The organism is Micromonospora sonneratiae, from assembly GCF_042679305.1.
Lineage (GTDB): Bacteria > Actinomycetota > Actinomycetes > Mycobacteriales > Micromonosporaceae > Micromonospora_H > Micromonospora_H sonneratiae.
Genome location: NZ_JBHTMP010000085.1, coordinates 1 through 26,057, shown reverse-complemented (window position 1 = coordinate 26,057; position 26,057 = coordinate 1). Strand labels below are relative to the sequence as shown.

The window sequence follows — 26,057 nt, the reverse complement described above, 5'->3', positions numbered from 1 at the left end:
CCCGAAGCTCGGCCCGCTCATCCGACGACATCTCCACCGACACAGCCAACCACAACACATCTCAAGTAAAGACATCGGGATCACGAGACACTAGATGAGCTGCGGGCACAGTCGCTGGACGAGCGGGACAAGGGCGACCGCTTCGAGCGACTTATTTCGTCATACCTGAGTGTGGAGCCGGAGTGGCAGGCCCGGTTCGACAAGGTGTGGTTGTGGGCAGACTGGCCGGGCCGTGCCGGCCGGCCCGACACCGGTATCGACCTGGTCGCCCAGCTGCGCGACGGCGGCGGACTGGCTGCGATCCAGTGCAAGTTCTACGACTCGGGCAGGCAGGTGGCTAAGGCTGACATCGACGGTTTTCTGGCCACCTCAGCCCGTACCGAATTCACCGAACGTTACATCGTCGACACGTCGGCGGGTTGGTCAAAGAACGCTGCTGAGGTGTTAGCGGGGCAGGCAATCCCAGTGCAGCGTCTAGATGTCGGCTACCTCAACGAGGCCCGTATCGACTGGTCACAGTTCACCTGGTCCAAGCCTGAAGCCCTGACGTCCACCGCCCCGAAACAGTTACTCCCGCATCAGGAGGTGGCGTTAAAGAAGGTATGCGACGGATTGTCTGAGCACGACCGAGGCAAATTGATAATGGCGTGCGGGACGGGCAAGACGTTCACCGGTTTGAACATCGCCCTAACGCTAGTGCCGGCCGGTGGCAGTGTGTTGTTTCTAGTCCCGTCGATTCAGCTGTTGTCGCAGACGTTGCGGGAGTGGATGAACGAGGCCGGCACCAAGTTGCGCCCGTTCGCAGTCTGCTCGGATGTGCGCGTCGGGCGCTCGCGTGGCGGCGAGGACGCGGACATGGCGGTCAACGAGCTACAGGAACCCGCGACGACGAGTTCGGCAGCGTTGGCGGCCCGCTTCAACGCCCCGCACGGCGATGGGCGCCGGTCGGTGGTGTTTGCGACCTACCAGTCCATCGACGTGGTCGCGCAGGCCCAACACATGGGAATTCCGCGGTTCGATCTGGTGGTCTGTGATGAGGCGCACCGCACCACCGGGGTGACATTGTCCGGGGCTGACGAGTCCGCCTTTGTGCGTGTGCATGACGGCGACTACTTGAAGGCGGCCAAGCGGCTGTACATGACGGCCACGCCGCGGGTGTTCGGTGACGAGGCGCGTCGTAAGGCCGCTGACGCCGATGCGGTGATGGCGGACATGAACGACGAAGAAATCTTTGGCCCAGAGCTGCACCGGCTCGGTTTCGGTGAGGCGGTGGAGGCGGGTCTGCTCACCGACTACCGGGTGCAGGTCCTGGCGGTGGATGAGGCGTATGTTGCCCGGTATTTTCAGCAGGCGTTGGCGAAGTCCGGTGAGATCAGCCTACCGGATGCGGCGAAGCTGATCGGCTGCTGGCGGGGTTTGTCCAAGGACTACGGCCCCGCTACTACCACGCCTAACGGTGGTGGGTCCGACGGCGAGGATGCCGCGCCTATGCGTACCGCGGTAGCGTTCGCTAAGGACATCAAGGACTCCAAGCGGGCTGCCGACGCGCTTCCGTTCTTCGTCGACGAGGCCATCGACGACGGCGGCGTCGTGCGTGAGGGCGCCCACCCGATCAAGGTTGAGGCCCGGCATGTCGACGGGACGATGGGCATCCATCAGCGCAACGCCCACCTGGCGTGGTTGAAGGAGAACATCGGTTCCGATGACGCCGTATGCCGGGTGCTGACCAACGCCCGCTGTCTGTCCGAAGGTGTTGACGTGCCTGCCCTGGACGCGGTCATGTTCCTCACTCCCCGTGGTTCGCAGGTCGATGTGGTGCAGGCCGTCGGCAGGGTCATGCGCCGGGCGGTGGGCAAGAAGCTCGGCTACATCATCCTGCCCGTAGTCGTGCCCACCGGCGTCACCCCCGAGCAAGCCCTCGCCAATAACGAGCGTTACCGGGTGGTGTGGCAGGTGCTGCAAGCCCTGCGGTCGCATGACGAACGTTTCCAGGCTTTGGTCAACAGCATCGAGCTGAACAAGACACGCCCCGACCGCTTGCAGATCTTCGGCGTCACGGCCCCAAAGCCCGAGTCGGCCAACGACGTGCACACCGCTGCCGGGCAACGCACCACCTCCGGCGACGCGGACGCCGGGAACCAGGTGCCGACTGCGGCGCCCGGCGAACGCTTCGAGCAGATGCTCGCCGAGTTCCCACTCGAAGCGTTCCGTGATGCGATGTATGCACGGATCGTCACCAAGGTCGGGGAACGCCGCTACTGGGAGACCTGGGCTAAAGACGTCGCCGACATCGCCCACAACCACATCGAGCGCATCAACGGCCTGCTCGCCACCCCGGGAAGTCAGACGGCAGCCGAGTTCGACAGGTTCCTGACCGGGCTACGGGGCAACCTCAACGACTCGATCAGTCAGGCCGACGCCGTGGAGATGCTTGCCCAGCACCTGGTCACCCGGCCAGTCTTCGATGCCCTGTTCGCCGGCTACGACTTCACCGGCCACAACCCCGTAGCCCAGGCCATGGAACGCATGCTCGCGGCCCTCGACGAACATGCGCTCGAGACCGAAAACGATAGGCTGAAACGGTTCTACGCCTCAGTGCGCCGCCGCGTGGAAGGGGTGTCAGACGTCGAAGGCAAGCAGAAAATCATGGTTGAGCTGTATGACAAGTTTTTTGCCACCGCCTTCAAACGCACCGTCGATAAGCTCGGCATCGTCTACACCCCCGTTGAAATCGTCGACTTCATCCTCCGCTCCGCCGACGACATCTCCCGCCAGGAGTTCGGGCAAGGCCTCACGGATGAGGGAGTGCACATCCTCGACGGGTTCACCGGCACTGGCACCTTCCTCACCCGCCTCCTGCAAACCGGGTTGGTCAAGACCCATGATCTGGCCCGCAAGTACACCAGTGAGCTGCACGGCAACGAAATCCTTCTCCTGGCCTACTATATCGCCGCGGTAAACATCGAAACCACCTACGCCGCAATCACCGGCCAGCCAGCCCCGTTCCCCGGGCTTATCCTCACCGATACCTTCCAATCATGGGAAGACGACGACATCCCCGACCTGAAAATCTTTCCCGAAAACAACCAGCGCCTCGAAATCCTCAAGAAACTGCCTATCACCGTCATCGTCGGCAACCCGCCTTACTCTGTGGGGCAGGGGTCCGGCAACGACAACAATGCCAACGAGTCGTATCCCTCGCTCGACAGGGCCATCGAGTCGACTTATGCCGCACGCTCGAGGGCCACATCAAAGCGCACACTCTATGACTCCTACATTCGCGCTATTAAGTGGGCCAGCCTGCGCATCAAGGACCGCGGCATCATCGCCTATATCACCAACGGTGGATTCTTGGACTCCAACAGCGCGGACGGAATGCGCAGGAGTCTCGCCGAAGAATTCAGCAGCATCCATATCTACAACTTGCGCGGTAACCGTCGCGAAGGTGGCGCCGAGGGCAGGCCGATCTTCGAGGCGTACAACAAGGGGACCGGCGGCTCCATCGCCACCATCGCCATCGTCATCCTCGTCAAGAACCCGCACCAAAGCGAACCTTGCGTCATCCGATACGCGGAGGTCAGCGATCACACCACCGCACGCCAAAAGGTGGACGAACTCGTCGCAGCACGCTCGATCACAGGACTCCGATCCGTGCCGGTGAATCCCAACGGTCACGGTGACTGGCTCAACCAACGTCGCGACGACTTCCACCAATTTATCGCTGTCGGCGACAAGGACGGCGGCGCCGCGATCTTCAGCACCTTTTCACTCGGCTTGGCCACCGGTCGCGACGTTTGGGCATATGACTTCAGCCGAACACAGCTCTCCGAGAAGATCAGCCGGCTAGCAAACCACTTCAACAGCCAGGTCGAAGCGGTCGAATGCGATCCCGACCATCAGGTTGATCGCAACCCCATGCGGGTCAGTTGGAATCGCAACCTCGACCAGTATCTGGCGCGGAGACGACGGATCGCCTTGCAACCGGACGTCGCTGTCAGGCACGGGCAGTACCGTCCATTCACCCGACAGTTCGTCTATTTCGACCAAGACGTCAACGCAATGCGCTATCAGCTCCCACGACTCTTCCCTACCGCGACCACCGGCAACACGGGATTCACCCTGACCGGCCCATCCTCACACTATGACTTCTGCACGATCGCTGCTAACCGCCTGCCGGACCTGCACCTGCTCGACACAGGGCAGTTCTTCCCGCGCTGGCGATTCGAGCAGGTTGAGACCGGCGACGGCTTCGACTTTGCCGCGCTCGGCGCGGACGTACGCGAGGTGGTGGACGGGTATCGGCGGGTGGACAACATCACCGATGGGGCGCTGCGACGGTTCCGGGCCGCCTACGGGGACGAGATCGGCAAGGATGACATCTTCCACTACGTCTACGGGTTGCTGCACTCACCGGACTACCGCACCACCTACGCAGCGGACTTGAAAAAGTCGCTGCCGCGCATCCCGCTAGTAACCGACCCCCACCCCTACATCTTTACCGGCATGGAGCTGATGAGGCTGCACCTCGGCTACGAGCAGGAGGAGCCGTATCCGCTCGACGGCCTGGACGCCGGCCCACCGTCCGGTGCCGACCCGTACGACTTCTACCGGGTAGAGAAGTTGTCCTTCGCTAAGCGGCGAGTCGACGGCAAGCTCGTCCCCGACAGGTCGACGGTTATCTACAACCGGCACATCAGCGTGTCCGGCATCCCGGCGGACGCCTATGAGTACCAACTCGGCGCCCGGTCACCGATCGAGTGGATCCTCGACCGCTACCAGGTCAAGGCCGACAAGGCATCCGGCATAACCAACGACCCCAACGACTGGTCCCGCGAGGTGGGCGACCCTCGTTACATCCTCGATCTGCTGGCGCGGGTCGTGACGGTCAGCCTCCAGACGGTAGAGCTGATCCGGGCAATCCCGCCGTTGCGGATCCGGCCGTCGTGACGGTTTGGCTGCACGCAGTCCGTCAAGGTGCGCACGGCACCGACCGTTATCGACCCCACTGACGATCCCCGCCCCGGTCCTCGACGGGCAGACGGGTCCGCCGCCCCTCGTACTCAACCAATGCGTAGCGATGACAAGATTCCACAACCTACAGAACCGCAACAACGCAGCGTGGTCGGCACCTGGTTGTAGAAGCCACCTTCGCGCTCGCGTGAGTTTACGAGAATGCCCCGGCTGGTCTCGACCGCCGGGGCATTCTCGTGGCGCGATAATTGATCAATCCTGTGACCGGAAGCCGTTTCAAACTCGTGCGCACAGCGCCGTGTTCATTGCCTCCACGGCCGTCGCCACAGTGGTCGTGATCTTGCTTGTCACCGCCGCTGGCAGCTCCCCAACCCCGAGGCCCGCATCGGTCGCAATACGACGTAGGCGGGCGTACTGGTCTTGAGTGATGCCGGCCAGGGGCTCGCGGAACCCGAGGGCATCGCGGGCGGCGTAGCCGTCAGCGGTCTCAATTGCCCGTTGCGCCGTCTGGTGCAGGACCTGCGTCGCCACTCCCGAATCGATGGCGCCGGCAAGGATGGCGATGGTGAGCCCGAGGCGTGCGCGATACGACGCGTAGTTGGCGGCGGCTACAGGGCGGGCGAGCCGCTCGACGGCGGTAGCTAGATAGCGGCCGGCGCGAGGGCTGGCTGGTCCTGAGCAGATCAGATCGAGGCAGGCGGCGACCTCGTGCTCCCACAGCTCAGTGAGGGTGCTGGCCGCCAGTTCCGCACGGCCTTGGTCGGGGTTACCCTGGACGCACGAGGCGATGATGATCGCCTGCCGTCCCTCCATCATGTGATCGCCGATACCGTTGTGAGCGCGGTCGGCGGCCTCGGCCCATCGGTTGCTCAGCGCCCCTCAGACCGGCTCGGGGTGCCGAGGATGTCGATGGCGCACATCGCATAACGTCAACGGCGGCAGTCTCCGGTCGTGCGGGGTGTTAGCCGTTCGAAACTCTGCCGCCGGTAGTCAAAGGCCGGCTGCCGCTGGTAGGCAGCCGAGGATCGGCACCGCGCGGAACGCCTCCGCGCGGGCGGAGTTGATCCGGCGGCCGTGTAGGTTTCCGAGCGCTTCGGCCATCGGTTCGAAGTGATCGTTGATCGGCTGGGATCCGTGTAATCGAAGGGCATCAAGCTTAGTGGACCAGTGGGAGGTGACGTCAATGATGATTGGCAGGTCGAGTGGGCGGCCATGCTGGTCGAGGTTGTTGTAGCCGTCGCTGTGGTAGGCCCGTTTCGGGTGGCCGGTGGTGATGACGACGTCGGGTAGGGCGCTGAGGACCACTTCGGCGCATCGACGGTGGTCGGGATGGATGTCGCTCGTCGGGTGGGTGATCAGCACATCGGGGCGGACTTGTCTGAGCATGGTGGCGACGGTGGAGACGGAAAGTTGCTCCATCAGGCATAGGTCAGCTTCGAGGAGGCGTGCGCCGGATTTGGCCTCGGCGTCGCGGATTGCATCGTGGTGGGGTACGGCGATGATGGCCGTGCCTCCGTTGTGGACGTGGCGGGCGATGGTGCCGCCTGCCCAGAGTTCGGCGTCGTCTGGGTGCGCCATGACGGTGAGCAGGACGGAGGCGGGCGTCACCATAGGTTGAGTTCCTCGACGACGTCCGCCGGTGGGGGCAGGAGTTGACTCGGCTTACCGGTCGGGGAGACGGGGACGTCCAGGTCGTGGTTGAGGCGGATCATGTCGCGCCATTTGCGGGCAAGGTCGAGCTGTTCGCGAATCGTGCGGCCCCGTCCGGTGTCCAGGCGGCCAGAGGTTGGCAGGTTGTCAAGGTTGATGCCGTCGGCGAGGAGGGTGGCGGCGGTCTTGGCGCCGATGCCGTGTATGCCCGGGATGTTGTCGGCGGGGTCGCCGGTGAGTGCGCGGAAGTCGGCCCACTGCGCGGGTGTGACCTGGTGGCGGGCGAAGACGTCGGCTGGGCCGATGTAGCGCTTGCCGGGGTGCATCTTGGTGTTCAGGACGTGGACTCGGTCGGTGACGAGTTGGTAGTAGTCGCGGTCACGGGACATGATCACGATCTGGCGAGGTGGCGGGGTGGTGTGGACGAGAGTGGCGATGACGTCGTCGGCTTCGGCGTGGTCGAGTTCGGTCCAGACGATGCCGTGCTGGTCGAGGCCGCGCTTTACGTCTGGGAGGAATTGGATCGGGGCCAAGGATGCCTGATCGGTGGGCCGTTGGGCCTTGTAGGTTGGGTCGAGTTCTTTGCGGTCGCTACCGCCGTACTGGCCGTCGAACACGACGATGACCTCGGGTTGTTCGGTGAGGTCTTCGCGGATGGCGACGCGGAGCAGGGCGAAGAACGCGAATACGCCAGTGAGCAGGCGAGTTTTGTCGCGTGAGCGGATTTCGGCGGGGAAGCCGAAGGTAGCGCCCCAAAGCAGGTTGTGTCCGTCAACGAGCAGGAGCGGGCAGGGTTCGGGTGCGGATGGCAGGACGGAGCCGCCCATCAGCTCACCACCTTCAAGAGTTGGTTAGCGACAAGGGCGGGCCAATAGTCCCGCGAGCGGTAGTACGCGGCCCGTGATGCTGCGGCGTAGCTTACCGGGTCCGCCAGCAAATGCTGGGCGGCGCGCCACAGGCTGTGTGCGCGGGACCGGTACGGCACGATGACGCCGCCGTTGCGGATCAGGTGGGGTAGGTTCCCGACGTCGTAGGCGACCACCGGGGTGCTTGCGGCCATGGCTTCCAGTGCGACGAGGCCGAACGTTTCCGCGTGCGAGGGCACGATCACGACGCTTGCGCTGGCAAGCCAGGTCGGGACCTCGTGCCAGGGGAGGCCGGGCAGGAGGGTCACGCCGGGTGTCTCGGCGGCTAGGGCTTGGCACCTGCGGCGTACCTGTTGCTGGCTGCCGGTGGCCAGCTCGAAGGGCGCGTCGGCGAGCGCGATCTCGATGGGCCTGCCGAGCGTGGGGATTGGGTCGATTAGTTCAGCGACGCCTTTCTCCGGTCCCAGGCGGGCGAGAACACGGACGGGGCCTGTGGCCCAGAGCTGGTCGCGGCCGCTGTGGGATTGAGGTTCGGGCACGGTGAGCAGGGTGTTCGGCACCACGCTCCAGCTGCTGCTGTCGTAGCCCCGGGCTGCCGCCTCGCTCAGCACGGTGGCCGAGGGCGCGATGATGGCGTCAGGGTTTCGGGTGAGTGCCGCTTGCAGGTCTGCGTCGTGGCCGATGACGTGTGCGGCGAGGACGTTGCGGATGCCGGGGTGGGCCTGCATGATCCGGCCGAGTCCCCACAGCGCGTCAACGTAGACGACGGCGCGCACGTGACGCTGCCGGAATAGCCTCCCAAGCTCCTCGCCGACCGGTGCGGCCGATGCGTCGATCGCGGCGCGGAGGGTAGCGTCGTCGCAGGGAAACTGCACGTCGAGGCTGCGTAGTCGCTCGATGGGCACGTTGCGGTAAGTCAATGGAGCGGCCGGGTCGGCGGTCACGATAACGGCTTCAGCTTGAATCTGCTGGAGGCTGACGGCGTGCGCGATGACGGCGCGTTCCATGCCGGCCGGGACATCGGGTCGCCAGGAGGCAAGGACGAATGCGATGGTCATGTGGTCTCGACCTGGCTCGGGGTCGGCAGGTCTTCGATCATCGCGTCGACGGCGGGTGGCCGTTCCCAGGGGAACAAAACCCAGTCGTCGACGGTCCAGATCCACAGATCCGGGTCGAAGGTGCTTCCGGCGTTGCGGCACAGGGCCACGGTGCGCAGAGCTACATCTGCGCCGAGGTATGCACTGAGTTCGGGTAGCAGGGTGGTGAAGGTGGCACCCGTGCCGCAGATGTCGTCAACGACTAGAACGGTGCCGGTGAGGTGGTGCGCGGGCAATTGGGTGGTGAGGGGGCCGAGGTCGTAGGTGACGATGCCGCTCGCTTTGGTGTAGGTAGCGTCGGTGGGGTTGTGCTTGGCATTGACCTGGTAGGTCGGGATGTGCAGGAGTTCGCTGATGCCTCGTGCTGGGGCGAGGCCGCCGTTGGCGATACCGATGGTGGCGGTGATCTGCGAGTGTCGCTGCTGGACGGTGTCGGCCAGTACTTCGATCGCTCGGTCGTAGGTGTTGGGCTGGATGCGGAGGATGCGTTGGCGGCGGAACTGGCGTGGCCTGGCTGGTGGCTGGTGCACTGCTGAGGTGTTCATGCGGTGCCCTCCCGGGTGGCGAGGTCGGCGGCGCTGCGCAGGGGGTGCAGGCCGCTGATGTTCAGGGCGGTGCTGTCGTTGCGCCAGACGCGGCCGTCGGCGCGAATGACGGTGAAGTTGCCGGCGTCGTCGCGGGTGCGCAGCCGCATGTGGAGCCGTTTGGGAACGTTCAGCGCGGTGAATAGCCGTATCGCGTCGTCGTCGCTGAGCATCTCGTCGGGCAGGGTGGTGGCGGTACCGATGGGTAGCATCTGCAGTGCAGTGAACCCAGAGGCACCGAGCCTCTCGGCCAGGTCAACCATCTCTTGCAGGCAGTCTGCGGTGCGGCGCATGAGCACGGTCTGGATCTGTACGGGGATGCGCAGCGCGACAGCGGCCTGGATGCCCTCGATAGCTCTGCCGAAGCTAAGCGGTCCTCGGATAGCGTCGTGATGGTCCGCGTCGGGGCCGTCGAGGCTAATCCGGATGGCGTCGGCGTACTCGGCCAGCTCGGCGGCGCGGCGGGCCAGGTGCCAGCCATTGGTGGTAACAGACACGGCGCTGCGGCCCCCGGACCGGACGATGTCCAGCAGCTTGGGCAGGTCTCGCAGCAACAACGGCTCACCGCCGGAGATGTCAACCCCGAGTACGTCGGCATCGGCAAGGACGCGGGCGATGCGGTGCCGTTCAGTGGTGCCGGCCTCATACACAGTGGTGTCATCGAGGCACTGCGGGCAGCGCAGGTTGCACCGCACGATCGGCGACCAACACAAGCTGTCCGGGGTGGCGCGGCCAAGGTCGCCAGGTATGACGACGGGCCAGCCGGTCACTGTGGCCTCCGCGAGGGTGACTCGGCCTCTGCCGACGGGGGTGGGGGCGCGGTGAGTCATCCCGGATGCGGGGTCATGGACAAGGTCCCCATGGGCTGCGAAGGTTCGCATCATCGCAGAGCCACCGCCTTCAGCAGGAGAGCTTCGGCGCGCTCGGCGAGATCCGCAGCGCGGCCGGTGGGTGTGGGCTGCTCGCAGAGCTGCCGGTGCAGGGCGATTCGGTGTGCGGCCCCGGCGAGCTTTGTCTTCCACGCGACGGCGGGATCGGGTGGATCGATGTGCCAGCCTCGAGCTTGCCGCAGCGGGATGACGGTGCAGCCGTGGCTGATGAGAGCGGCACCGAGGTGGGTGTCCTCGGTGCCCCAGCCCGTCGCGTCGAAGCCGGCGTGGAAGCCGCCGACGTCCAGCACGGCGCGGCGAGGTACGGCAACAAGGGCGGTGACGACCATCCGGGGCAAGTCCCAGTCGTAGTACGTGCGGCCGTGGCCAAGGTCGAGAAACTCTCGGGTGTCCCGCAGAGGGCTCCCGATGAACGCCTTCGGGTAAACCTGGCCGGTGTAGAACATCGGGACACCTGCTGGTGGGGTCCAGCGCACCCGGTGATCTGCGTCGAGGTCAGGCTCGCCGGGCGGCACGACCGGGTAGCCGTTGCTGTCGCGCAGGTACAAAATGTTGTGCCGAAAGCCGACGAGGACGGTGTCGTGCCGGGCGCGGGCGGCGATGTCGGCCAGGACGTGGTCCCTTAGGACCATGTCGGCGTCAAGGAACACGATCGTGTCACCGGAGGCAAGGTGGACGCCGACGTTTCGGGCCGCTCCTGCCCCCGCGCGGGCGTGGAGGCGGACTGCCCGGTCGACGCGCGGATGCGCGGCGAGCAACTCGGTGGTGGCGTCGGTGGACGCGTCGTCGACCGCGATCACCTCGACGGACGCCGCAGTGCGCTGCTCGGCGAGCGCGTCAAGAACCGGCGGCAGACTGTAGGCGGTGTCGTAGGCGGGGATGACCACGCTGAGCCGGGCTCCGCCGCCGAGCTGCGGTGGTGTTAGGGCATGCCAGCCCAGGCCGGTGCGCTCGGTGAAGGCCGTGGTGATGTGGCGGTGATCGTTGGCAGTGGCGGCGAGCGCCTCGTTGAGGGTTGCGGGCACGCTCACCACCCCCACGCGTCGAGGATCGCGGCGGCCTCTGGCCAGCCGCCCGCGTGGTCGGCGATCCAGTGGATACGCGGCCGTCGCGGATCGGTGAGGAGGTCGGCTAGCAGCACCAGATAGAGCGGTTCAGCGACAACGAGGATGCCGCTGGGGACGTGATCGCCGTGTAGGTCGGGTTGCAACTGTGCCCGGACGCGGGGACGCAGCTCGACGGCGCGGACTCGGTTGAGGGGGCGGTCGTAGGTGTGCAGGCGGGTGTCGGCGGTGACGAGGCCGTGCTCGGCGGACAGGAACCGGACCCGGCTGCGCTGATGCGGCAGGTGACCGACCCGGGCGCGAAGGTGTGGCACACAGCCACCGTCGTAGAGGTCGAGGGCAGGCAACGGCGTGGACGTGGACGTCTTTTCCGCCGAACAGCCGACGATGACTAGCTCTGCCGGGTGGGTGTGGGCCCTGTCAATGGTGTGGGTGACGTGGTTGACGGGATGGACCAGTTGCGGGCGTCGGAGGTTCATGGGATGCGCACCGGCCTCACGGAGATGCCAGGACTACGGCGTTCGATGGGCGCCGCGTTGAGGAAGGTGGTGTACGCATACAGCGGCGGGGAGGCGTACGAACCACCCCGGATAATCTTCCCCTGGCCCATGGCGGTGCTACTGGTCCATTCCCAGACGTTGCCCGCCAGACCCAGCACACCCTGTGGCGTGGCACCCGCTGGGTACCGTCCGACCGGCTGCGGGGCACGTGGTGACTGTCCGGCACCCGTGAGCAGGGCACGGTCAGGGGTCCACGGTTCGTCGCCCCACGGGTATAGCCGGCGACTCGATCCGGCGGCGATCCATTCCCACTCCACCGACGTTGGCAGGCGCCCACCTGCTTCGGTGGCGAGCCGGACGGCGTCGTCGTAGCTGATATCGGTGACCGGTAGGTCGGTGTCGCCGACGTCGCACTGCGCGATAGTGAGCGGCGTCTCCGCGACGAGGAGAGCCGGCACGGAACGGGGGTTACGGGCGTCGCCGTAGAGGCAGGTACCGGCAGGGATATGCACCCAGCGCACGGTGCCGACGACTGCGAGCGGTCCGCTGTGCGTGATGGTCATCGGTGGGTTCCTTTCATCCGTCGATGAGGAACAGGTCTTCGGTGTTCGCCTCGTGTGGCGGCCGGACGCGGCTCTTGCGCGGGTGCGGCTGCATCTGCAGCGTGGCGAGGGCGGCGGTGAGGGCGTCGAACGCGGCGACCGCGCTTGGCTCGTCCGCTGTGAAGATCAGGTAGTTGTCGGCGAACCGCACGACTGGCCAGTCGGTGAGCAGCGCATCGACCTGGGACAGGCGCAGGTGGAACAGCACCGGCCATAGGCCGCTGCCCGGAACAAGTGGCGTCGGCAACGCCTCGACGGCGCGGCGAAACAGGTGCAGGAACGAGCCGTCGGCCACGTGGACGGCGAGCCAGTCCACGAACTGTTCGGTGCTGCCGCCCACCGAGGCACCTGCCACGTCGACATCGGCTACCCACCGCCGTCCCGCCGCCTGGTGCGGCTCGGCTTGTCGAAGGGCGGTGATCCGGTTGCGGCGTGGCCGGTACGCGGACACCCAGTCCGCCAAGACGTAGTGCTCGAGGATCGGCTCCAGTGCGCGGCGCATCGCTCGGTGCACGATGCGGTCCTCCACCGTCGGGATCACCGCCGGGAAAACCTTGCCCGTGTAGGAAGTGATCTCCACCTGCCGCAATGGGCCTGGCTCCCAGGTCCCCGTCCGTAACCGGTCGGACAGCTCACCGAGACGCGCTCGTAGCCCGCTGCGGTAGCCGGCCCAGGTAAGGCCGTCAGCACCCGGTGCGGCGGCACGGCGCATACACAGCCGTGCCGCCGCCACCAGATGCGGCAGGTCCAACAGGAAGGGCATGAGTGAGTGCGTTGGGGGCTGCGCAGGCGCGGCTGGTTGGGCTATCGTGGGGTTCGCTTGGACGGCAGGAACGATCCCGTCACTAACGATCGCAGGGCCGCTTCCCCACACGCGCGGCTCGTCACGGCGGGAACGACGGCCCCGTCCAAGCTCACTCGATCGGCGTGAACCCGGTGATTCAGCGGCCACGGGTGTCCTCCCACAACAACACGTGCAGGCGGCTGCTCAGGTGCCAGCCTCTGGCGCGGATCGCGTCCGCGAGGTTCCGCATCCCAGTCAGGACCTCATCGCTGCTGGTGCCTTCGGGCATCACCCACACTGGATCCAGCCCAAACCGATCTTGCAGCCGAGCAATCTCCTCCAGCTCCGCTGTGCTGGTGGCGACGAACTTGAACACGGCCCGCCCCGAGGCCGTCAGCGCCGACAGGGCGATCGGGTTGATGCGTCGCAGACCGTCCCTCGGCCCTGCGAAGCCCAGCAGCTTCGGAGACACGTTGAACGCGGCCATCGATGCGACCAGATCCGGTAGGGGAGCTACCGTGCCGTTGGTCTCGATCTCTACCCGTCGCCCCGCCTCGGTGACCGCCTTTACTACAGGCAACAGTCGATCCTGCTGTAACAGCGGCTCACCGCCGGTGATGACCAGCAGCCGCGTCGGCTGCGTCAATACCCACCTGACGACCTCCTCAGCGCTGCGCCGGGTTGTATGCCCGCGCAAATCAAACCGGGAGGTATCCCATGTGTATGGGGTGTCGCAGCGTGGGCAGGATAGGTTGCACCGCGACAAACGCAGGAACAGCGCCTGATGACCGGTGCTCGGTCCTTCACCTTGGAATGTCGGGCCAAATGTCTCCGCGACGAGCAACGGCAGCGCTGGCGAATCGACCGGAACCGGCGGCACGGCGGGCGTGGATGGCGCGGTCATGGCGAGCTCGGTGCGTACTCGGCGAAAGTAGACGCCGTTTCGGATATGCGGACCCTCTCCACCCGTACCTGATCCGGTAGTCGCAGATGGTCGCAGCACCACCGGTAGAAGTAGGCGGCGAGGTGTTCGCTCGTTGGTGGCGCGTCCAGGACGGTGTTGAGGTCGTGGTGGTCGAAGTTGTCGCGAATATGCGTACTGAACGGCCCGAGTTCGGCGAAGTCCACGACGAACCCCGATTGGGTCAGCTCGTCGGAGACGAGGTGCACCTCGACGGTGTAGCTGTGGCCGTGAACGCGGGCGCATTGGTGGCCTTCGGGCAGGTTCGGCAGCGAGTGCGCGGCCTCGAACCGGAACTGTTTGCCGATGCGGTACACCTAGATCACCCCGGGTATCGTGCCGTACGCAGTCGGATCCATCACGCCGGCAACCTCAAACGCCTCGCGCCGCTCGGCGCAGGTGCCACATGTTCCGCAGTGCCGTTGCCCGCCCTTGTAGCAGGACCATGTATCGGCGAACGGCACACCGATGACGTCGCCGAGCCGAGCGATGTCGGCCTTTGACCAATCGATGAACGGCGCAACGACCCGGAAGCCTGTGGGCAGGAAACCCTCGTTCGCCAACCGGGCAGTCGACTCGTACGCGGCAAGAAACGCCGGACGGCAGTCCGGATAAATCGGATGATCACCGGCGTGGGCACCGAACGCCACAGCGTCCGCACCTGCAGAGACGGCGTGCGCCACGGCCACATCGAGCATGATCGCGTTGCGATTCGGCACAACCGTGGCACGCATCGAGGCATCGGTGTAGTGCCCATCCGGCACATCGACCTGCACGTCTGTGAGGGCCGAGCCCGACAGCACACCGATGATGCCGGTCAGGTCGACCACCACGTGTGGCGCGTGTAGGGCTTCGGCGACCCGTGCCGCGTAGCCCAGCTCGCGGCGGTGCCGCTGCCCGTAGTCGCACGAGAGCAGCGTCACCGCCGACCCTGCCCGGTGCAAGGCATACGCCAACACGGTGCTATCCATGCCACCGGAGACAACGACGACGACGTGCGCAGGCACCGGAGTGACCAGCGGCAGTGCGATAGCGTTCACGCCCGGAACCTCCGCCCGGCCAGGCTAAAGAACTCCGACCGCAGCGTGGCGTCATGTTCCAGCGCCCCCCGCCACGTCGAGGTCACCGTCGAGGTGCCCCGCGCCTTCGCACCCCGCAGCGTGATGCACAGGTGTTCAGCCTCAACGATCACCCCAATGCCACATTGGTCCGGGACAACCTGTTGGAGCCCGTCGGCGATCTGTTGAGTCACGTTCTCCTGGACCTGCAACCCGCGCGTCGCGTACTCGACCAGTCGCGCCAGCTTCGACAGCCCCAACAGTCGTGCACCCGGGAGATATCCGACCGTCGCCGAGCCGACGAACGGCAGCAGATGATGGGCACAGATTGCGGCGAACGCCACATCCCGCACGATGACGAAGCCCTGATGATCCGCGTCGTTGACGAAGCCCGTCGCCTCGAACGGCGCAGGCGTCAGCACCTCGCCGTACGACAGCACCATCCGTTCCGCTGTCCGCCGGAGATGCTCTACCTGGGTATCAACTCCGAGCGCGACCAGCATCTGCTCAGCGGCGGCAATCGCTGCCGTGACATCTGCGCCCACCGTCCGAACGGTCGCAGGCGCTCGTGTTTCGATCACCGTCATGTGCCAACTCCTTGTGAGGTCCGAGCGCATCAGCGCTGCAGAGTCCCGACGTGGGTTCACATCCGAGGCAAGCCGCGTTAGCCCGGAGATGACTCGCTGAGGTTCAGGCTCGACCGGCGATGGGCAACAGTGCGATAACCATCGAGACACCTCTCTGCCGTCCTCGGTTCGCCATGCCGTAGACGGCGACGCAAGCAGCCAACTCGAGCGCCGGAGCGGATTGCCCGTTCAGGAAAGCCGAAGGACCAGATCAAAATCGACGCCCAGCTTGTTGTCTTGCTGTTGTCTCCCGACCAGAAGCGAGTAGTTTCCGCGGTTGGGGCCTCATCTTGTTCGCCAATCCGGATTAGGGTTACATCGATGACCGGGGAGGCAGGATGAGGCAGGGGCAATCGCCACGAAGCCAACTCTTGGTACATCCGCTGAGCTACGTTCGACAACAGCGAAACTGGACACAACAGGACCTTGTCAACGTCATCGCGCGCCGCCTAAACACCGCCGCCAGGCGGGAGAAGGCGTGGCGCTGGGAGCGATGGGGCGTAGTGCCGGATGAAGATACGCAGCTCGCACTGGCCGACGAGCTTGGCATCGATCAGCAGACAGTCAAGGCGCTCGGATGGCCGCACTGGCTCCCGACCGGCCCGGCGAGTAGCACCTCAACGCCGTGGACCGTCGATGGAGCAGTGGCCCTGCTTGACGACGCTGCTGGACCAGCGATGCTAGACCGCCGAGGATTTCTGGTCATGCAGGCTGGCCTAGCTGCTGCAATAGCCGAGCAGTGGCTTGTGGCTGAGCCGCCCAAGATCAATACGGCGCTTCAGGGAGGTATCGTCGATACGGATCTTCTCGACTGCTTTGAACAGCGGCTACCGGCGCTACGCGGCATGGACGCCAGCCTCGGCGGCGGGAGCGTGCGTGCGCTGGTTGACGCTGAGCTTCGCCTGGTTACAGATCTGCTACACCAGGGTAGCTACTCAGAGACGGCTGGCAATCGCCTGTTGACCATCGCCGCCGAACTGGGCCGGATCGCCGGCTGGGCAAGCTTCGACGCCGGCTTCCACGCTGCAGCCGAGCGCTACTGGGTCGCCGCCCTCCACGCTGCCCACTCCGCATCCGACCACGCAGCCGGTGCCAACATCCTGAAGTGCATGAGCCTGCAACGAGTCGACACAGAGCGGCCCACCGAGGCACTTCGCCTCGCCGAGACCGCGCGGGCCGGAGCGGAGAATGCACCGGCACGGGTACGAGCGATGATCATTACACGCCTGGCCCGTACCCACGCAGTACTCGGTGAGTCGGTTGCCTGTGAGCGACAGCTCGCAGAAGCCGACAGGGAGATGTCACGCGCTGACGAGGAACCCAGTCCCGCGTGGGCCAACTACTTCGATCACGCGGAGTACTGCGCCCAGGTAGCCGCATGCTATCTCCTCCTACGGCGTTACCGGACAAGCGACCATTGGCTTCAACAAACACTCGCTCTCCAGCCCGCCGAGCGCAGCCGAGACCGCGTAACCTATCTGATCTGGCGCGCCGGCTCCGTTCTGGGTTTCGGAGATATCGACCATGCATGCGCCCTCGTGGCCGAGGCCGCCCCTGACGTCGCTGCCACCAAATCGGTGCGCAATCACCGCCGCCTACTCGACATTCATGGTCGCCTGATGGTGCATCGACACCCCGCCGTGCAGGCGCTGGACGAGCGCGTGCGTATTCTGCTCGCATGAGTGTGGCCAAGCGTGTCGCTGTCGTTACCGGCTCCAACCGCGGACTCGGTAAGTCCATCGCCCGGGGCATAGCTCGAGCCGGTGCCCATGTGGTCGTCACGGCTCGTACTGAGGAAACCGCCGCGCGAGCCGCTGACGAACTGGTCGCGGAAGGACTGTCGGTATCCGGCCATCAGCTCGACATCGCCGATCCAGCTAGCGTCGCCCGTGCCATGGCTGACGTGGGCTATCAGTATGGCCGGTTGGACATCCTCGTGAACAACGCCGGAATCGCCATCGATCGTGGCCAGGCGGCGGCCAGCGCCGACATGGAAAAGGTGCGAGCCACCCTGGACACCAACGTCATGGGCACCTGGCGGTGCTGCACCGCAGCTATCCCCGAGATGAGAAAGAACAGGTACGGCAGAATCGTCAATGTATCCAGCCACATGGGCACCTTTGGCGAGATGGGAACTGGCAGCGTCTCCTACCGGGTATCCAAGGCAGGAGTGAACGCCTTGACCTGCATTCTTGCGTCTGAACTCAAGGACGAGGGCATCCTGGTAAACGCCGCTTCGCCAGGGAAAGTTGACACCCGTTTGGCGTACGGAAAGGCGAATTCTACGCCGGATGAAGCCGCCGACACCTTCGTATGGCTTGCCACACTGCCAGCAGACGGCCCAACCGGAGGACTCTTTTTTCAGCGGCGGCCCATCGATTGGTAGCTGCAGCACATTGGGTGGGTGCAGTGGAACGGTCACGCAAACGCGTTCACACGAGACCAGCAGGCCAATGCCTAGCGGAGGGCCGGGAGCGGCCATTCCACTTCCTGAGTGCGCCGGGTAGCGTCTCGATGCGCTTACAGCCCGGATGTCAGCCGTCCGACGACCGCCACGATCACGACAACGATTATCAGGGTGATGATCAGCCGTCCTAAGCGCCGCCGAAACAAGATCCAGGACAGGCTCGTCGAACCAGCTCTCCTCGAAGCCGCGTAAAGCAATACAAGGCCGACACTAGCAACTAAGAATTCCATCCCATTCTTCTCCTTCGTCTCACTTCACTGGTCCTGGCTCCACCCAGCCGCCGACCAGTGGCGATCAGCGTGCAAGCTTCCCGGGCAGCATCCGTGGGATACACCGTGCGCGGGCAGCAGTTGCGCCGAGCGCCCTGAGAATCGGGTGGATGGCCTCGTCTGTCGGGATGTCAGCGGGAGGCGTCAGAATGTCCACTCTTGCAAAGTTCTGGCCCGGCTGAGTCGTGGCGACCATGTAGCCCCTGTCGAGGATCACGACACAGGCCACCCCTTGGGGATCGAGCGTCTCGATGAGATGTGTGCGAGGGGTTAAGCCCAAGATTCCGGCGACGTTAAGCAAGGTGTCCAAGACCTCGCCACCGCTTGCGTCGGCTCGGTCACAGTTGGGCAGATCATAGACACTATGAATCATGCTGGCCTCTCAGTGATTCGTAACAGCAAAGAAGCGAGGGACACATGCATCTTTCATAAACATCTCTCCACATAGGTCGATGCGGAGGTAAGGTTTCCGATCGCTACATACAGAGGAAGCGTTTGGTCGAAACAGATAAATTCCGACACATCGCAGACCCCCATAGGTCCTTGTCTTTAGCCTTGCAGCTGCCGTTGCGGTAGCAGTGGGGCCGGCGTGACGACAGAACCGGACTTCAGCAATCTTCCTGCAAGCCATGCCCGACCTTTTCCGGATTACTTACCTTTCCGTCGAAACGCCAGCTCGGTAAGCACGGATCCAACCAAGGATTACATGGTCGACAACTAACCCAGCGGCCTCGGCAGCCAGTCTGATCTCTCTCATGGTGAGAATTCGCAGCTTGATGTTGTGCTCCAGAACTACATCGCGGCCATGATGCACGGTGAAGTCGACCTGGATCCGTCCACGTACACGTCGTTGGCGCTGGCGCCTTACTAGCTCGAAATCGCCTACCAGGAATCGGCGGTCCTCAACCCAGCGATCGTCCTTCCTCTCTGGCGCGTAGAAAGGGGCACTGTCACATGGATGCCCGAGGTCAATACGCATGACTTGTGCAAGAAGCCGCCCTTCGGGGGCCAACATGCTGGCAAAGGCCCGGACGGCGTCGGCAAGACCATCAGGGTCGACTGACAACATGTTGAGTGCTCCATTTGGAGAGATTTCAATGTCGAACGGATTGACACCTTCGGCGAGGGCTTCGGTGCTCCGGGATACGACGTGGACCATGGGGAGCGAATTGTCCATTGAGACCTCGCCGGTAGGCAGGTCGGGCAGGTAATTACTGGATACCTCGGCTATCCGAATCCCGGGGCACAACAGGCTGGGCAGCGTACGCGGTGGGAGCAAATGGGCAGCCTCAGCGGTGCAGTAGGCAATCCGCTCATCCTGCCGGGTGACAGTGGAGGTCATTTAATCAATCCGTGGTGAGAAGCATGCGCGTTCAAGCTGTTCGACACTTCAGAGGGTTCGTTCCGACGCAGGTACATCTTCGTTGCCGAAGGTCAGTGGTGCGCTATTTTCTGCGCCCGGGAAATGCTCTCGGTCAACTCTTGCCGTGCTGTTAACTGCGCAAGCTGTAGCAGTACCTCATTGATGCTTCCGAGGGTTTGAATGAGCGCTCCGGGATCGGCTCCTTGCAACACCCGCTGGGCTAGACCGGCGGCGTCGACAACGGCTCCGACGGCTGCCATAGTGGCGCGGTGGGCGGCTTCGTGGTGGTGCATCGCCCGGGTCAACGCGGAGATAACCAGCTCGGGAGTCGCCTCGTCGGATACCTCGGATGCAGCTACGTAGGCTTCATTTGCTGAGCCTCGCGCGGCTTCCAGAAGGCTGTGAATCCCCCGAACTGCCTCCGCTACCTGCTGCACAGCCCTGGCTACCATGAAAAAGCCGGAGGCTGCTGCGCTTGTTGCTGTCATCTCGATTAGCGCGCCTGCGGCATTGACTCTGTCGAGCGCTACGCTAATTCCTGTCCGCCCTCTGTCAAGGCTGTCAACAGCGGCTATCGCCCGCGACACTCTTTCTCCGATCGATATCGAAACCATGGTTTGCGTTAGACTTTGATTCGAAGCAGTTAAACAGCGAGCCCCTGCGCGACCTACCGGCTCGACACGTCCCGCAGCACGACTGCGGCTTACCTACCCGTGTACGACAGCAGCAGTGATAGCGGCAGCCACAAACACAACCAGAAACGGAAGCAGAAGAACGGCTACGGTCCGCGCCATTCCGTATCGGAAGGACGCTGCGGCGGACGCTTCTGCCCCCGTAGAAATAATGAGCCAAAGCACGCCAGGGCCAAGCAGCAGGACTCCCGCTAGGGTGAATACGAGGTCACGCAAGATCAATTCGTCCTTACGATTGGAACTAGCCCGCTCTCACGACCTGCGGGCGCTTTAGCCAATCAAAGTCGGGCGATGACAGCCACCCTGGCACGAATCTCTGTCATGACAGGAATCATGGCGCAGATTCCCGGTTGAACATTTCCCTCGCTGCGACCGTCTGAGGTCCTACCGCCTTCCAGGCCGGACTCGACTTAAATATCCGTGGGGATGATTTCCTATTTCCTTGCATTGGCTGGACAGCCGGGCAGCGGCCGAAGCTTGTGGAGCCGCGGGTCACTTCCGGATGCGACCGAGGCTCCATCCGGCCGCCTAGTTAGGCTCCCACTTCGCGGCGTGCCGAGATAAGTAGATCATGAAATTGCACGACAGCGGGCCTGCTGCGTTCGCCGACCGGCACGGCGTCGAGAACGTACCCGGCGACAGTCAGGACCAACATATTGCGCTCGGTCGGAGCGAGTTGGCCGAGCTGTGATTGTGCGTGATTCGCACCTTGAGCGACATCGCCCTTCACTACCAGGCTCTTTGCGCGGTGCATCTCGACCTGGCATCGCGCGACGCGCTGCTCGGGTGAATACAGACTTAGGGCACGGTCTTGTGCCATGAATGCGTGACGGAGACTCCCGTTCACGGAGTGCACAAAAGATTTGGTATGCCACATACAACCTTCGGGCCAGCCAAAGATCGAACTTGTGTCTGTGGTGACATGTGTTGGCAGCCGCTCGAACACACGTTCTTGTTCTTCGAGCGCTGTGCGAGCTTCCTCCGGCCTTCCGAGCAGGGCGAGAACCTGGGCGCGACCGCCCTGCACCTCAGCTTGTCCGGCAGTGACGCTGCTGTTGTTGCTACTAGCGGCGATACTCGATGCCTGGTTCGCCAAGTCAAGAAGGACGCTCAATGGGCGCCCTTGGTAGATCCCCGACACGATTTCGTGCCCGCGCACCCAGAGTTGCGCTCTACGGTCCGCAGATTCGTTCGCGCGGCTGCGGGCGACGCGCCACAGGTGAGTTGCCTCACGCGACCGCCCGATACGCGCGCTCGTTTTGGCGGCCAAGCCTGTCAACTGGGCCATGATCGCCAGCAGTGGCTGGTGGTCTCGCGTGCCGGCTTGTCGGTTCACCACCCGTTGAAGCGCAGCTAGGTCAGCGCCCAAGCTGGCGAGTAGTTGCCCCGGTGGTTCAGTGAAGTAGGAGTGGCCGTACTCCCAAGCAGTCTCGCGCCAATGATCGACATCAGGCGGCAGGTCAGGCAGGTGACCAACAGTGTGACCGGCCGCCGCCGCCATCACTGCCAGGACGCTTCGCCGTAGCATGTCCCCAGTGTCACCCTGTTCGTCATCGTTGTCGATACGAGCCGTAGTGCCGAGCTGCACATCTAGGAACGCAGGGGCGGTGGCCAACGACATCGAGGTGCGGCTGCCGGGTTCGGGGGCGGACCGGTGTGGCATGGTGAGGGAGAGTTGCACCCGCCTTCGCTTGCTTTCCTTCTGGACTTTCAACTCTTCGCTAAGCCGCTGACACCTCTCGAATGCGGAAAGCAACTCCCCCTGGGCTCCCAGCATGGCATCTACGGCTGGCCAGAAGGATTGCCCCAAGGGGGACACCCCGCGTTCAGCAGCGGAGATACTCTGCCGCGACCATGCCAGCGCGGAAGATAGATCGCTCTGCGTAAGTTCCGCCCGCTTCCGGTAGTCACACAGCAACTTTCCAAGATCCTTTTTTGCGAGCTGAACCTCGTGCTCCTGGATCATTCCCGGTTCTCCGTTGCTGGTTAGGTCATCGTCAAAGACAGGATGCATCGCCATTACGGTTTGCGGATCATCGCAATGGCGACGTCACGATAGCTGACCACAGTGACGCCGGTCATGCCCTATGGACAGCTTGTTGACTTTCGCAGGCAAGCCAACAGCGCGGTGATCGGCGTGCTCCTACGACATTGACACTGGCATTAGGACAGAGGTCCTGTCGCAACTCTCAGTTGGGAGTTCTCTCAGCAGGGGCATCAGGCGCGCTCAAACTCGTTACGGATCGTCGTTGTCGCAGGTAATCCGGCTGAGGTCTGGGTTTGACCGTCGCTCTCGCAGTTCACGGAGTGTCACGCATCGCGACATGCGCTCTGTCATCACGACAGGGCTTCCCGCCGCACCGTTGCGACGCTTAGCTGATCACCGGTGGATGCCGGGGTGCCGGGTTCGCAGACATCACCTGGGGCCTCGCTACAGGGCGAGACGCCGAGACACTACGGCCACAGCGAATGGGAGGAGCGGGTACTGATGTCCGGCAGAAGAATTGCAATGGTCGGAGCAGACGCGCTGCCATCCGCTGCGCGCGTCCACAACGCCCTCCTCGGCGGAGCACGCAACTACCGCTCAGATCGCGAATTGGCGCGTCAACTGCTCGCTCTGTCTCCCACGCTCGCGGACCGGTTGTGCGCCCGCCGGGCCTTCGCCGGTCGCGCGGTTCGATGGATGTTGGTCGCAGGCATACGGCAGGTGGTTGACATCGGCGCTGGCCTACCGGTTCCGGGCGATGCTCACGAGATTGCCGCCGACGCAGCACCTGATGCACACGTGCTCTACATCGACAACGACCCGGTCGTGGTCGCTGCACGCCTCATTCACGGCTCAGTATCGGTACACGCTGATGTACGAAACCCCAGATGCCTGCTGCGCTCGGCCGCCGTCCGCGGGTTGGACCTACAGCGTCCGGTTGGGCTGCTGCTCACGGGCGTACTCGATCACATCAAGGACTCGTATGAGGTAGCGCAGATTTTGAACCAGCTACGGACTGCCACCCCCTACGGGTCGGTGTTGGTGTTGTCGGCCTACGCCGACAACGACGAAGAGAAAACAAGGGAGGCCGTGAACTTGTATCGAAGCCGGGTCGGCCCGTTGATAGGGCGTGCCCGCGACGAGGTGGCGAGTTGGTTCGCTGGCTGGGAACTGGTGGCACCGGGAGTGAGTTCCCCGCAGTCGTGGAGGTTGCAGTCACCGGTGCCTGACGCTCATCCGTGGGAGTGGGCCGCTGCGGGCCTGAATCTGCCACCCGGTCATCGTGTCGCAGAGGCTGGCACATGACCGTGGCGGCCTCCGCTCCAGTGCTGGCGATATCGGACGCGCAAGCCGAGCTTGACGCGCACCTGCCCCTCGACGCGGCAGGACGCTGTCAGAGATGCGGACAGTACGGACCATGCCCATGGTACGAGGCGGCCACCAGGACGTTCGCCCGCCACGGCCGCCTACCCCGCCGTACTGCTGGCGCTACCGGAATCGGCATCGGGTCGATTGATCAAACGCCGTTTGGCTGGTTGGGGGCACCGCAGGGAGCTTCCACCCGGCGTTGACCGGGTGGCCCGTTCCCGGACACGCCGGGACGTTATCGATGGGGAGGATGGATGCGAGGACAACAAGCGGTCCCGTACGCGCTCAACAATGAGAGTTCAACGGCATCGAAAATGCTGGATTGCCTTTCAGAGGTTCTAGACCCTACGACACGGCAACTGTTCGAGGCCGAAACACTAAAGCCCAACGGACGCTACTGGGAAGTCGCCGCTGGCACCGGCTCTATCGCAGGCTGGCTATGCCGCACACTCGGGCCAACCGCCGAGGTGGTCGCCACGGACATCAACACCAGGCACGTCCAGCCGGCGCCTGGGCTTGAGGTCCGCCGGCGTGACGACGCCGACGGCCCATTACAAGGGCGGTGGGACGGCATCCATGCCCGACTGGCACTCGCGCACTGGCCCAACCGGCGAGAGGTGGTAACCGGGTACGCCTCAGCGTTGGCCCCTGGTGGGTTCCTCCTCGTTGAGGACTGGGGGCCATGGACGGGTAAGGTGCTCGCCTCTCCCGTGCCGGACGCCGCCGGGATCTACACCCGCTACCAGAATGCTCTGCGCAAGGTGTTCGACAGCCGAGGCAACGACTCCACCTGGGCTGAGTCAACCGCCGAGGCGATGCTCGCCGCCGGCCTGGCATCCGCCAAGACCACCGTCAATGCCCAAACGTGGCGGGGTGGCACCCCCGGCTGCATCCTTCCGATGCTGGTGGCTGCCGAACTGCGATACAGCCTGATCGAGCATGGCGCGACCTCCGAGGATCTGGACGTTCTTACCGCGGTCATGTCCGACCCGGACACGTACGTGCTCGGCAACGCGACCTGGTCAACCATCGGCTACGCCTCAACAGCTCGGGCGTAATTGGTCTCTGCCCGCCGCATAGGGCGGTGCGCACTCCCCGACGCCTCCTCACCCAGTCGCCCAGCGGGCGGTCCAGCCCAGGCCGTTCGCTGGGTAACTGCACCCTTCACACGATTGATTCGCCCGATAAGGACACGTTTATGAAAGTTGGAGTGCGGCGTGCTGCCGCTCTGCTTACCGCTGCAATCATCTTCGTCAGTAGCGGCTGCACCGGAGGGCCGAGCAACGAGACCTTTCAGCCGGTGACGGTGCTGACCGGGTTTGGAACGCTCGGCCAGGACGCCTGGCTGGACGTAGCCATTGAGCGGGGGTACTTCAAAAGCGTTGGCCTTGAGGTGACAGTGCGCCCCGGCAAGGGCACGGCGAACAACTTGACTGTCCTGACGGGACACCAGGCGGACTTCGCAATCGTCGACATGACCGGCGCAATCATCGCAGCCTCTCAGCACCCGGACTACAACTTCCGCGCTCTAGCAGCCATCTACCAGCGGTCCGTCTCCACGATCACCACTCTGCCTGGCACGGGCATAACATCGCCCAAAGACCTGGCAGGCCGCACCATCGCCTATCAGCCAGGAGGCGTCAACCACACCCTATTCCCAGCATATGCAGCCAAGGCCGGTCTCGACGCCACCGCAATAGCATCGATCCAATGGCGACAGGTTGCCCCAGACCAAATCCGGCAAGCACTGGCCACCCGCACTGTTGACGCCATAACAGAGACGGTGGTCGGCAAGCCTGGTGTCCGCGCCGCCACTGGCCGAGATCCTGTAGTGCTGCCCTACAGCGACTATCTCTCCGACCTTTACGGCAACGTGCTCGTCGCCCCAGCCGACTCGGACCGAGACCTGGTCCGACGATTCCGCACCGCAGCGACACGTGGCCTGGCTGACGCGATGGACAATCCCGACAGCGCCGGCAGGATCTTCGCCATACGCCACCCCGGTTATCCCGCTCAGGTGGCGACCGAAGAGATCAAGCTCATGAACTCGTACGTACGCGTGAATGGCGAGATCGGGCAAATTGAGCTTAACCGGGTAATGAGATCCATATCTTTGCTCCAAAGCCTCGGCAATGTCAAAGACGGGCTCTGGCCAGAGCAACTAGTACGGCAGCCGCCGTTCGGGATCATGGTTGGAGTTCGAGGTTGAGGCGGCGTGTGTAGTGGGCTCGGCGGGCTCGGGCTTGATGTTGGCGTCG

At 64.1% G+C, this 26,057-nt stretch carries 24 protein-coding genes; 6 read left to right on the top strand and 18 right to left on the bottom strand.

Annotation, left to right across the window (positions count from 1 at the left end; translation table 11 throughout):
• Positions 1–171 precede the first annotated feature (171 nt).
• Entirely contained in the window at positions 172–4,947 is a 4,776-nt protein-coding gene (locus ACFQ4H_RS31380) for a DEAD/DEAH box helicase (protein WP_377578211.1), read from the top strand.
• A gap of 300 nt (positions 4,948–5,247) precedes the next feature.
• Here the strand turns inward: ACFQ4H_RS31380 and ACFQ4H_RS31375 are convergent, their stop codons facing one another.
• The 14 genes from ACFQ4H_RS31375 to folE all read right to left on the bottom strand — a co-directional run bounded on the left by ACFQ4H_RS31375 (position 5,248) and on the right by folE (position 15,614).
• Positions 5,248–5,787: a hypothetical protein gene (locus ACFQ4H_RS31375; RefSeq protein ID WP_377578208.1), complete on the bottom strand. Its 540-nt coding sequence runs from the start codon at positions 5,785–5,787 to the stop codon at positions 5,248–5,250.
• Between the two features lie 174 nt (positions 5,788–5,961).
• Positions 5,962–6,582 carry a PIG-L deacetylase family protein gene (locus ACFQ4H_RS31370; RefSeq protein ID WP_377578205.1) on the bottom strand — a complete coding sequence of 207 codons (621 nt, stop codon included), beginning with the start codon at positions 6,580–6,582 and terminating at the stop codon, positions 5,962–5,964.
• Entirely contained in the window at positions 6,576–7,448 is an 873-nt protein-coding gene (locus ACFQ4H_RS31365; protein WP_377578201.1) for a 5'-3' exonuclease, read from the bottom strand. The genes ACFQ4H_RS31370 and ACFQ4H_RS31365 overlap by 7 nt, the downstream gene beginning before the upstream one ends.
• Entirely contained in the window at positions 7,448–8,545 is a 1,098-nt protein-coding gene (locus ACFQ4H_RS31360) for a glycosyltransferase family 4 protein (RefSeq protein WP_377578198.1), read from the bottom strand. Before ACFQ4H_RS31360 ends, ACFQ4H_RS31365 begins: the two co-directional genes overlap by 1 nt.
• Entirely contained in the window at positions 8,542–9,129 is a 588-nt protein-coding gene (locus ACFQ4H_RS31355) for a phosphoribosyltransferase (RefSeq protein WP_377578195.1), read from the bottom strand. The genes ACFQ4H_RS31360 and ACFQ4H_RS31355 overlap by 4 nt, the downstream gene beginning before the upstream one ends.
• Positions 9,126–9,938, bottom strand: coding sequence for a radical SAM protein (locus ACFQ4H_RS31350; protein WP_377578191.1), 813 nt, complete (start codon positions 9,936–9,938; stop codon positions 9,126–9,128). Before ACFQ4H_RS31350 ends, ACFQ4H_RS31355 begins: the two co-directional genes overlap by 4 nt.
• Positions 9,939–10,048: 110 nt before the next feature.
• Positions 10,049–11,083, bottom strand: coding sequence for a glycosyltransferase family 2 protein (locus ACFQ4H_RS31345; protein WP_377578188.1), 1,035 nt, complete (start codon positions 11,081–11,083; stop codon positions 10,049–10,051).
• Positions 11,084–11,085: 2 nt separating this feature from the next.
• On the bottom strand, positions 11,086–11,601 hold the full coding sequence (locus ACFQ4H_RS31340; RefSeq protein WP_377578185.1) for a DUF6884 domain-containing protein: 516 nt from the start codon (positions 11,599–11,601) through the stop codon (positions 11,086–11,088).
• Positions 11,598–12,185, bottom strand: coding sequence for a formylglycine-generating enzyme family protein (locus ACFQ4H_RS31335; protein WP_377578182.1), 588 nt, complete (start codon positions 12,183–12,185; stop codon positions 11,598–11,600). The genes ACFQ4H_RS31340 and ACFQ4H_RS31335 overlap by 4 nt, the downstream gene beginning before the upstream one ends.
• 13 nt (positions 12,186–12,198) lie before the next feature.
• On the bottom strand, positions 12,199–12,987 hold the full coding sequence (locus ACFQ4H_RS31330; protein WP_377578179.1) for an RNA-directed DNA polymerase (Reverse transcriptase): 789 nt from the start codon (positions 12,985–12,987) through the stop codon (positions 12,199–12,201).
• A gap of 178 nt (positions 12,988–13,165) precedes the next feature.
• Entirely contained in the window at positions 13,166–13,912 is a 747-nt protein-coding gene (locus ACFQ4H_RS31325) for a 7-carboxy-7-deazaguanine synthase QueE (RefSeq protein WP_377578177.1), read from the bottom strand.
• Positions 13,909–14,286 carry a 6-carboxytetrahydropterin synthase QueD gene (gene queD, locus ACFQ4H_RS31320; RefSeq protein ID WP_377578174.1) on the bottom strand — a complete coding sequence of 126 codons (378 nt, stop codon included), beginning with the start codon at positions 14,284–14,286 and terminating at the stop codon, positions 13,909–13,911. Before queD ends, ACFQ4H_RS31325 begins: the two co-directional genes overlap by 4 nt.
• Complete coding sequence (queC, locus tag ACFQ4H_RS31315; protein ID WP_377578214.1) at positions 14,287–14,976, bottom strand: 7-cyano-7-deazaguanine synthase QueC; 690 nt, start codon at positions 14,974–14,976, stop codon at positions 14,287–14,289. It lies immediately after the preceding gene.
• 29 nt (positions 14,977–15,005) lie between these two features.
• Positions 15,006–15,614, bottom strand: a complete 609-nt coding sequence (gene folE, locus ACFQ4H_RS31310) for a GTP cyclohydrolase I (protein WP_377578171.1) — start codon at positions 15,612–15,614, stop codon at positions 15,006–15,008.
• Between the two features lie 377 nt (positions 15,615–15,991).
• On the opposite strand from folE, the gene ACFQ4H_RS31305 reads away from it, so the two are divergent.
• Both ACFQ4H_RS31305 and ACFQ4H_RS31300 read left to right on the top strand, forming a co-directional pair.
• On the top strand, positions 15,992–17,335 hold the full coding sequence (locus ACFQ4H_RS31305) for a helix-turn-helix domain-containing protein (RefSeq protein ID WP_377578168.1): 1,344 nt from the start codon (positions 15,992–15,994) through the stop codon (positions 17,333–17,335).
• Positions 17,332–18,039: an SDR family oxidoreductase gene (locus ACFQ4H_RS31300; protein WP_377578165.1), complete on the top strand. Its 708-nt coding sequence runs from the start codon at positions 17,332–17,334 to the stop codon at positions 18,037–18,039. Before ACFQ4H_RS31305 ends, ACFQ4H_RS31300 begins: the two co-directional genes overlap by 4 nt.
• 375 nt (positions 18,040–18,414) lie before the next feature.
• On the opposite strand, the gene ACFQ4H_RS31295 is transcribed toward ACFQ4H_RS31300, so the two are convergent.
• From ACFQ4H_RS31295 to ACFQ4H_RS31280, 4 genes are all read right to left on the bottom strand, one after another.
• On the bottom strand, positions 18,415–18,762 hold the full coding sequence (locus ACFQ4H_RS31295) for an S-adenosylmethionine decarboxylase (protein WP_377578162.1): 348 nt from the start codon (positions 18,760–18,762) through the stop codon (positions 18,415–18,417).
• 279 nt (positions 18,763–19,041) lie between these two features.
• The gene (locus ACFQ4H_RS31290) at positions 19,042–19,731 is read right to left on the bottom strand and encodes a hypothetical protein (protein ID WP_377578159.1); all 690 of its coding nucleotides are present in this window, start codon (positions 19,729–19,731) and stop codon (positions 19,042–19,044) included.
• Positions 19,732–19,823: 92 nt separating this feature from the next.
• A complete protein-coding gene (locus tag ACFQ4H_RS31285; protein ID WP_377578157.1) occupies positions 19,824–20,339 on the bottom strand; it encodes a DUF6244 family protein in 516 nt (171 codons plus the stop codon).
• 637 nt (positions 20,340–20,976) lie between these two features.
• Complete coding sequence (locus ACFQ4H_RS31280; protein WP_377578154.1) at positions 20,977–22,410, bottom strand: helix-turn-helix transcriptional regulator; 1,434 nt, start codon at positions 22,408–22,410, stop codon at positions 20,977–20,979.
• 522 nt (positions 22,411–22,932) lie between these two features.
• Between ACFQ4H_RS31280 and ACFQ4H_RS31275 the strand changes: the two genes are divergently transcribed.
• The 3 genes from ACFQ4H_RS31275 to ACFQ4H_RS31265 all read left to right on the top strand — a co-directional run bounded on the left by ACFQ4H_RS31275 (position 22,933) and on the right by ACFQ4H_RS31265 (position 26,008).
• The gene (locus ACFQ4H_RS31275) at positions 22,933–23,736 is read left to right on the top strand and encodes an SAM-dependent methyltransferase (protein ID WP_377578151.1); all 804 of its coding nucleotides are present in this window, start codon (positions 22,933–22,935) and stop codon (positions 23,734–23,736) included.
• Positions 23,737–24,053: 317 nt separating this feature from the next.
• Positions 24,054–24,857 carry a class I SAM-dependent methyltransferase gene (locus ACFQ4H_RS31270; RefSeq protein WP_377578148.1) on the top strand — a complete coding sequence of 268 codons (804 nt, stop codon included), beginning with the start codon at positions 24,054–24,056 and terminating at the stop codon, positions 24,855–24,857.
• Between the two features lie 140 nt (positions 24,858–24,997).
• Positions 24,998–26,008, top strand: coding sequence for an ABC transporter substrate-binding protein (locus tag ACFQ4H_RS31265; RefSeq protein WP_377578145.1), 1,011 nt, complete (start codon positions 24,998–25,000; stop codon positions 26,006–26,008).
• The last annotated feature ends 49 nt before the right edge of the window (positions 26,009–26,057 follow it).

Excerpts from the sequence above, each read along its gene's own strand:
- ACFQ4H_RS31375 (WP_377578208.1), bottom strand. The coding sequence starts at position 5,787 with ATGATGGAGGGACGGCAGGCGATCATCATCGCCTCGTGCGTCCAGGGT.
- ACFQ4H_RS31370 (WP_377578205.1), bottom strand. The coding sequence starts at position 6,582 with ATGGTGACGCCCGCCTCCGTCCTGCTCACCGTCATGGCGCACCCAGAC.
- ACFQ4H_RS31365 (WP_377578201.1), bottom strand. The coding sequence starts at position 7,448 with ATGGGCGGCTCCGTCCTGCCATCCGCACCCGAACCCTGCCCGCTCCTG.
- ACFQ4H_RS31360 (WP_377578198.1), bottom strand. The coding sequence starts at position 8,545 with ATGACCATCGCATTCGTCCTTGCCTCCTGGCGACCCGATGTCCCGGCC.
- ACFQ4H_RS31355 (WP_377578195.1), bottom strand. The coding sequence starts at position 9,129 with ATGAACACCTCAGCAGTGCACCAGCCACCAGCCAGGCCACGCCAGTTC.
- ACFQ4H_RS31340 (WP_377578185.1), bottom strand. The coding sequence starts at position 11,601 with ATGAACCTCCGACGCCCGCAACTGGTCCATCCCGTCAACCACGTCACC.
- ACFQ4H_RS31335 (WP_377578182.1), bottom strand. The coding sequence starts at position 12,185 with ATGACCATCACGCACAGCGGACCGCTCGCAGTCGTCGGCACCGTGCGC.
- ACFQ4H_RS31330 (WP_377578179.1), bottom strand. The coding sequence starts at position 12,987 with ATGCCCTTCCTGTTGGACCTGCCGCATCTGGTGGCGGCGGCACGGCTG.
- ACFQ4H_RS31325 (WP_377578177.1), bottom strand. The coding sequence starts at position 13,912 with ATGACCGCGCCATCCACGCCCGCCGTGCCGCCGGTTCCGGTCGATTCG.
- folE (WP_377578171.1), bottom strand. The coding sequence starts at position 15,614 with ATGACGGTGATCGAAACACGAGCGCCTGCGACCGTTCGGACGGTGGGC.
- ACFQ4H_RS31305 (WP_377578168.1), top strand. The coding sequence starts at position 15,992 with ATGAGGCAGGGGCAATCGCCACGAAGCCAACTCTTGGTACATCCGCTG.
- ACFQ4H_RS31300 (WP_377578165.1), top strand. The coding sequence starts at position 17,332 with ATGAGTGTGGCCAAGCGTGTCGCTGTCGTTACCGGCTCCAACCGCGGA.
- ACFQ4H_RS31295 (WP_377578162.1), bottom strand. The coding sequence starts at position 18,762 with ATGATTCATAGTGTCTATGATCTGCCCAACTGTGACCGAGCCGACGCA.
- ACFQ4H_RS31290 (WP_377578159.1), bottom strand. The coding sequence starts at position 19,731 with ATGACCTCCACTGTCACCCGGCAGGATGAGCGGATTGCCTACTGCACC.
- ACFQ4H_RS31280 (WP_377578154.1), bottom strand. The coding sequence starts at position 22,410 with ATGATCCAGGAGCACGAGGTTCAGCTCGCAAAAAAGGATCTTGGAAAG.
- ACFQ4H_RS31275 (WP_377578151.1), top strand. The coding sequence starts at position 22,933 with ATGTCCGGCAGAAGAATTGCAATGGTCGGAGCAGACGCGCTGCCATCC.
- ACFQ4H_RS31270 (WP_377578148.1), top strand. The coding sequence starts at position 24,054 with ATGCGAGGACAACAAGCGGTCCCGTACGCGCTCAACAATGAGAGTTCA.
- ACFQ4H_RS31265 (WP_377578145.1), top strand. The coding sequence starts at position 24,998 with ATGAAAGTTGGAGTGCGGCGTGCTGCCGCTCTGCTTACCGCTGCAATC.